The sequence below is a fragment of the Paenibacillus aquistagni genome, assembly GCF_900177815.1.
GTDB lineage: Bacteria > Bacillota > Bacilli > Paenibacillales > Paenibacillaceae > Paenibacillus_B > Paenibacillus_B aquistagni.
This window is the reverse complement of sequence record NZ_FXAZ01000010.1, coordinates 82,913-89,691: the sequence shown is the minus strand read 5'-3', so window position 1 is coordinate 89,691 and position 6,779 is coordinate 82,913. Positions and strand designations below refer to the sequence as shown.

The window sequence follows — 6,779 nt, the reverse complement described above, 5'->3', positions numbered from 1 at the left end:
GAAGATGCCTATCTGGTATTAGCTCACGTTTCCGTGGGTTATCCCAGTCTTATGGGCAGGTTACCTACGTGTTACTCACCCGTCCGCCGCTAAGCATCTGAGGTGCAAGCACCTCATCAGCTCCGCTCGACTTGCATGTATTAGGCACGCCGCCAGCGTTCGTCCTGAGCCAGGATCAAACTCTCCATAAAAGTGTTTGACTTGCTCATCGGTATTGCTGACGAGAAATTAATTCTCAATAATGTTTCACTCGTTGTTCAGTTTTCAAAGAACAATTTTGCTCCAGCGATCAACCCGATCACCTTCGCTTTAGCTCACCGCATCGTTCAGCGGCGACTTAATTAATATATCACATTGTCCTCTTCAGCGTCAAGCACTTTTTTTAAAATCTTTTTTCGTTGATTACTCAACTTATTACTTTTTAAAAAAACTATTCGTCCGAAGCGACGTTTATTAATTTATCACATCGCACATATAAAAGTCAACAGCTAAATTAAATATGTTTGAAGAGCCACCAGAAGCGCCAATCCCGGTATGCCGAGAACCCCGACAGTAACCAGCGTGCTTGCGTTTGTAGCGACCTGAATGCCCGCCAGCCACCCCGTTGAATTCACTAGATACAACAGCACAAAAGCCATGACACCATGAAGGCAGAACGTCATCGCAACCTGCCAGGCCCCTCGCTGTCGCAGCAGCACATACAGTAACGATATCGCAGATACGATCAGCATAATCAACATAATCAGCTTCATTGTCTTTCTCCCTTCCCTAATTCAAGTCTTACTGCCACAAAACTAAGATTCATGTCTAATCCTACATTTCTACTCTACTCATCCTTGCTCTTTCACATAATAATGCGCCCTTAGCTTTGTATGCTTGGCCCTCCTTAGCAGCATCGTCAGCCGCTTCTCAGCAGCCTCCAGCATAAAGATGGAGTAATCGACCTCATCTTGCCCCTGTGCCATATTGAACTGAAGCTGAGCCTGCTCCCACTTCTGAAACGCATCGTCTATATCCTCAATAAGATCCCATTTTTCTTCCTGACCGCTTCTTGCCATAAGCTTCTTCGATCTGTTGGTTGCAAACTTAAGCATAGTCATTCCTCCTTATACGCTTGTCTATTACAAGCCTATGGCTGTCCGACTTCTGCTAGAACGAAAAAAAGCCGCAACCTATGCAAGAGGCGCAGCTTTATAAGAATACTATTAAGTTTACAGCTCGCGACGACCTTCCAATGCCTTAGAAAGCGTCACTTCATCCGCATATTCCAAGTCTCCTCCAACAGGGAGTCCATGGGCGATGCGCGTGACTTTAATGCCAAAATGACGAACCAGCCGTGATATGTACATCGCGGTGGCTTCTCCTTCAATATTGGGATTCGTCGCGAGGATAAGCTCCTTCACCCGCTCATCACTAAGCCTCTTTAGCAGCTCTGCAAGACGGATATCTTCTGGGCCAACCCCTTCCATCGGAGAGATTGCCCCTTGAAGCACATGATAGTATCCCATATATTCCTTCGTGCGCTCCATCGCCACCAGATCCTTCGTCTCTTGGACAACACAAATGACAGAAGCATCTCTAGTCTTGTCCTGACAGATACGACAAGGATCTGTATCTGTAATATTGCAGCATACAGAACAGTAATGAAGATTGCGTTTAACATTTACCAATGCTTTTGCAAAATCAATGACATCGTCTTCTTGCATGCGAAGAACATGGAAGGCCAATCGAGCCGCAGTCTTCGGGCCTATACCCGGCAAATGGGTGAACGCATCAATCAGCTTTGCTATCGGCTCTGGATAATACACAGATTCGTTCCCCCTCTAAATCGTATGAACTGATATCCTCAGCAGCCTTGCTTATACAAAACAGTGGTGCCGAACTCAACAAGGAGCTGGACACCACTGTTACATTACAGCGCAGATGTTCTAGCCAATAATTAGAACAAACCAGGAATGCGCATGCCGCCAGTGAATTTGGACATGTCATCATTCGCCAAATCTTCTGCTTTTGTCAAGGCATCATTTACAGCAGTGATAATCAAATCTTGAAGCATTTCGATATCTTCTGGATCTACGACTTCTGGCTTCAGTGTAATGCCCAATACTTTTTTGTGGCCGTTTACTTCAACAGCAACAGCGCCGCCGCCGGAAGTTCCTGTTATCACTTTGTCAGCGAGCTGTTCTTGCGCTTTAAGCATTTGCTCTTGCATTTTTTTCACTTGCTTCATCATTTGGTTCATATTGTTCATAAGTCAATGATCTCCTTTGATTATATAATGAATAAACTTGCTTACTCTTTTATGACAACGAGTTCTTCCCCAAACATGTGGAGGGCCTCGTCAATCCATGGTTCACGTGCTTGGTCATGACCTTCCGGCTCTAGCTGGAAATCAGGCGGCTCTTCCGCCGGCGAATCTTTCGCTGCGGCTTCCCAATCCTTCAGCATCATCGTATCCAAGCGATACGGCTTGCCGAATGTCTCTTGCAGCACACGCTCAATCGTCTCTTTGTTGGCAGGCTTCTCTGTCGTATCTCGGTGAATGGAGTTTTTGAAGGCAACCAGAATTCCATCATCCTTCAAAGATACAGGCTCACCATTCACAAGCCAAGCGTGAATCGTTACCCCCGCCTCTTTCACCTGCTGCAGCACCTGCCCCCATTGTCCTCGTACTCGGACAAACTCCGGATGCTCCCGATTGGAGACATACTGATCGAATTGAGGCGGCTTCTTGGAATGAGAGGATGCCCGCGCACTCGGACGCGCCGCTGCCGGCCTCCGTTCTGCTCGTGCAGGCTCTGCCTGCGCAACACCGGATTGAGCAAGCTGATTGAGCTTCGTTTCTAACGCACTAATTTGTTTTTGCAGTTGCTGTACGACTTGATCATTCGAAGCAGATGACGCTGGTTGCGCCCCTGCAGCGGTTGAGCTCGAATGTCCGCCTTGATGTGCTGCAATATGAAGCAATGCAACCTCGAACAGCGTCTGCGGCTGAACAGCATACTTCATCTCGGTCTGATAACGGTTAAGAGCATCAATGATGGAAAACAGACGTTCTGTTGCAAAAGACTCCGCCACATCCTTAAAAGCCGCGGCTCTCGTCATACGATCTGTCATTCCTTCTCCGTTCGGCACCAGCTTCAGCATAAGCAGATCTCGGAAGAAATACAACAAGCTTTCCATGCACTTGTCAGCGCTCTTGCCTTCAAGCATCAGCTGTTCAATGAGTGTCAATACAGATGCTACATCCTGATCTCGGACAGCTGCCGCAAGCTTGGCAAACTGCTCTTCTGGCATGCCGCCTGTAATATCGAGCACCTGCTGATACGTAATTTGCCCGTCGGTGAATGATGCCGCTTGATCAAGCAAGCTGATGGCATCCCGCATCCCACCATCTGACAACTTGGCAATATAGGCCAGACTCTCCTGATCGGCGTTAATTTGTTCTTCCCGGCATACCTCCGCTAAGCGCTCAACCTGCTCTTCCAAAGATACTCTTCGGAAATCAAAGCGCTGACAGCGCGAAATGATGGTCGCAGGCAATCGATGAGGCTCTGTTGTGGCCAAGATAAACATGACGTGCTCTGGCGGTTCCTCCAATGTCTTAAGCAGTGCGTTGAAGGCTTCTGTGGTCAGCATATGCACTTCGTCGATGATGTACACTTTATACCGCACTTCTGTCGGCGCATATTTGACCTTTTCACGAAGATCCCGGATCTCTTCTACTCCGCGATTGGAAGCAGCATCGATCTCAACCACGTCCATGACAGCGCCTGCCGTTATTCGCTTGCACGCTTCACAGGCATTACAGGGTTCAGGACCAGGGCCTTGCTCACAGTTCACTGCTTTAGCTAGGATCTTGGCCGTACTCGTCTTTCCGGTGCCTCTCGGTCCATTGAACAGGTAGGCATGCGAAAAACGTCGCTCCCGCAACGAATTCTGTAACGTTTGAATAATATGCTTTTGTCCCACCATTTCTTGAAAAGACTGGGGGCGCCAAGCGCGATACAATGCGATATGAGCCATGCTGTAACCTCGTACATTGGATTATTCCCGCACTTATTAAAGAGCAAAGGAATGTCTTCGAAAAGGCTTTTCGAAGCTTCACCTATTATACTATATCATATTCAGTAAAAAAACAGCCAACACCACAGTTCCTGCTAAGGGAATCACTGTAAATCGAATAGATAGATATGGAATTAAGGACTCATGGTCTATGCTACACCTGATCCAACACCATATCCAGCAGCCGTCTCGGCTATACAAGTATACAAAAAAAGCACCGACCATCGTCGATGCTTCATATCCATATGAGAAAACCGTGCACCTATTATTGATAATTGCGATCCAAGCGGCACTTCCGTGCAACAGCTCAGGCTAGGCTTCCCTTCGGCACATAGACGAACCTACTTATGGCTGCTTCCTTCCGGACCTGACCAGATTCATAGGTGCCTATTGCGAAGGACCCGGCCGTCAACACTGCGCAAAGACGCCAGACCTTACATCGACAAAACCTCTAATAGGAATTCAACCTCGCTATAGCGGATTGCGAGTTACAGGGCACCGCTACCTCCCCATCTAGCACGGCAAGGACTAGTATAGCCCATTTGGGGACAAAGTGCAACTCACAGCACATTTTAACAACATACAAGGGTTGTGTCATGGGCCTCATGCCCCGTTACGCGTGCTTACTAGTGGCATTAAGCACCGAAGCGGTTTCGGCTTCTTTTTCCTTATTCTTCAGCATGATATCTACTGCAACAATAACCATCATCATCACGCCACCAAGCACATACGTATAATTCGACGATGCAGGCAAAACATTGCACAGCTTTAACAGATACGCGCCAAATGCGATCACTGAAAATCCAAATATGCCCCAAAACCATTTCGATGCGAGCAAAGCATGCGATATTCCCGACACCAGCTCTAAGACCACAATGGCGATAATGCCGCCTGCAACAGCAGCAATGCTAAACACAGCCACATGCAACGGATTATCTACACCCGGTAATTCCAAAAAAGGAACTGCTCTTTGCAAGCATTTATAGATGAAAGCACATACCCCCACCGCAAACATGAGACCTGCTACGGCATATGCCCCTTCCTTTAGTCGTTCGGACCATGCTAAAGCAGCCCCTCTTCTTCCCGAACGCCATATTTCTACTGCAGCACCAAAGCTTCCCACGAGCAGCAAATATAAAACGATGCTAATCGGATAGACGCCGCGGACAATGTCCACAAAAAAACCAAAGCCGTATTCTATTATTCGTTCCCACATCTGAATTCCCCCCAAACATGATGCCGATCTTGAACGCGCGTTTTTGCCTGCTGCTAGAAGGAGGCGCTTTCCTCAAAATCGAGATTAATCGGGGCATCTCGCAGCGCCTCACCCTCTCCTGAACCATCTGTAGTGGGCACGGACACATCCACCTCTTCCAAGCGAATGGAATCTGCCCACACTTGACCTGTGCCGCTCAACAGTATACCAAAGGCAATGGCATGCGCATTGTCCGCTACATCCAATACCACCTCATAAGAAGTCCAATCCGTCGTTCCTCTGATTGCACGATTCATCATGTTGTCGAACGCCAGCGGTTCTTCGTCCTTGCCATCAATCCGAAGCCACAGTCCTGCCATATGCGCCTTATCCGTCTTCAAGAACCCGCTCAGGCGAAGTCGCTTGCCGCAATAAGCATCAGCCTTAAACATCTGCATCAAGGTGCCGAATCCTTGCGGATGAGCCTGCTCCTCTGCACGAATTGTACCGGAAGCTGTGCCTCGATTTACAATTTTGCGATCTACCCCTACGGTGTATTGATGAGGGTGTACTCCCGTTAGCATCCAGCCAGCAGGCGTTGAACGATTTGACGTGTCATATTGACCTTCTAGCGACATCGATTGATCCATAATCCGTTCCTCCTCCATATGATAAAAAGTTCGAAATCCTTTGCGATACTGCAGCGGGGTGAAGCCATAGTACTGCTTAAAGGCTCTCGTAAACGAATCTTGTCCCGCAAAACGATACTCCATCGAGATATCAAGAATGCGTTTGTCGGTGTATAGCAGATCGATAGCCGCCTCCGATAGCCTGCGCTCGCGCAGATAAGCTGCTGCACTCATCCCGACATGGATCTGGAAGACACGATGCAGATGAAATCTGGAGACCGCTATATGCTTGGCCACATCCTCAAAATCGATATCTTCCTTCAGATGGCATTCGATATAACGAATAGCCCGTTCTACCCATTGCTTGTGCTCCTGCCACATCGATCTCCCCCCTTGCACTTCCTTGCCATCAACATCGTACAATATCGCTCATGTTTTGTTTTGACATTTTGTGCGATAAATGAGCATCAGCTCTTATTGGGTCCTCTCCTTGACCTTCATCAGCACTCTAAATATGTAAAAAGCGAATGATATTTACAATTATTTGCATAAAAATAAACTCCCCTGCCATCTGACAGAGGAGTTCCTTTGTATAACCATTACGATTAGATACCGTATTTCTTTTTGAAACGATCGACACGACCACCAGCATCCACAAACTTCTGTTTACCTGTGAAGAATGGATGGCAGTTGGAGCAAACCTCTACTTTCAGGTTTTCCTTAACAGAACCTGTTTCGAAGGAATTGCCGCAAGCACAAGTTACAGTTGTAACGTGATATTTAGGTTGAATATCTTGCTTCATCGAATTCACCTCTTTCCGCCCTGAGCCCTTTGCGCGCCCAGAGTAAGTTCAGACACAAATGGTAGTATAGCACATGTACAGATTGGA

The 6,779-nt window shown here is 47.5% G+C and carries 8 protein-coding genes, 1 rRNA gene and 1 other RNA gene; all 10 read right to left on the bottom strand.

The features are described from left to right. A 16S ribosomal RNA gene (locus tag B9Y93_RS23245) occupies positions 1-191 on the bottom strand; the annotation flags it as partial. A 297-nt stretch (positions 192-488) separates the two neighbouring features. Further along, complete coding sequence (locus B9Y93_RS23240) at positions 489-752, bottom strand: pro-sigmaK processing inhibitor BofA family protein (RefSeq protein WP_085498763.1); 264 nt, start codon at positions 750-752, stop codon at positions 489-491. A gap of 78 nt (positions 753-830) precedes the next feature. Further along, positions 831-1,094 (bottom strand): DUF2508 family protein, encoded by a 264-nt coding sequence (locus B9Y93_RS23235; protein WP_085498762.1) that lies wholly within the window; start codon positions 1,092-1,094, stop codon positions 831-833. 117 nt (positions 1,095-1,211) lie between these two features. Next, positions 1,212-1,808 carry a recombination mediator RecR gene (gene recR / locus B9Y93_RS23230; RefSeq protein WP_085498760.1) on the bottom strand — a complete coding sequence of 199 codons (597 nt, stop codon included), beginning with the start codon at positions 1,806-1,808 and terminating at the stop codon, positions 1,212-1,214. A 131-nt stretch (positions 1,809-1,939) separates the two neighbouring features. Next, entirely contained in the window at positions 1,940-2,251 is a 312-nt protein-coding gene (locus B9Y93_RS23225) for a YbaB/EbfC family nucleoid-associated protein (RefSeq protein ID WP_085498758.1), read from the bottom strand. Between the two features lie 41 nt (positions 2,252-2,292). After that, a complete protein-coding gene (gene dnaX / locus B9Y93_RS23220) occupies positions 2,293-4,026 on the bottom strand; it encodes a DNA polymerase III subunit gamma/tau (RefSeq protein ID WP_085498756.1) in 1,734 nt (577 codons plus the stop codon). A gap of 293 nt (positions 4,027-4,319) precedes the next feature. Further along, positions 4,320-4,587: signal recognition particle sRNA large type (gene ffs / locus B9Y93_RS23215), an RNA gene on the bottom strand. 91 nt (positions 4,588-4,678) lie between these two features. Next, the gene (locus B9Y93_RS23210) at positions 4,679-5,281 is read right to left on the bottom strand and encodes a hypothetical protein (RefSeq protein WP_085498754.1); all 603 of its coding nucleotides are present in this window, start codon (positions 5,279-5,281) and stop codon (positions 4,679-4,681) included. 53 nt (positions 5,282-5,334) lie between these two features. Further along, a complete protein-coding gene (locus B9Y93_RS23205; protein WP_085498752.1) occupies positions 5,335-6,270 on the bottom strand; it encodes a helix-turn-helix transcriptional regulator in 936 nt (311 codons plus the stop codon). A 224-nt stretch (positions 6,271-6,494) separates the two neighbouring features. Next, positions 6,495-6,692 (bottom strand): 50S ribosomal protein L31, encoded by a 198-nt coding sequence (gene rpmE / locus B9Y93_RS23200; RefSeq protein WP_085498750.1) that lies wholly within the window; start codon positions 6,690-6,692, stop codon positions 6,495-6,497. Positions 6,693-6,779: the final 87 nt, after the last annotated feature.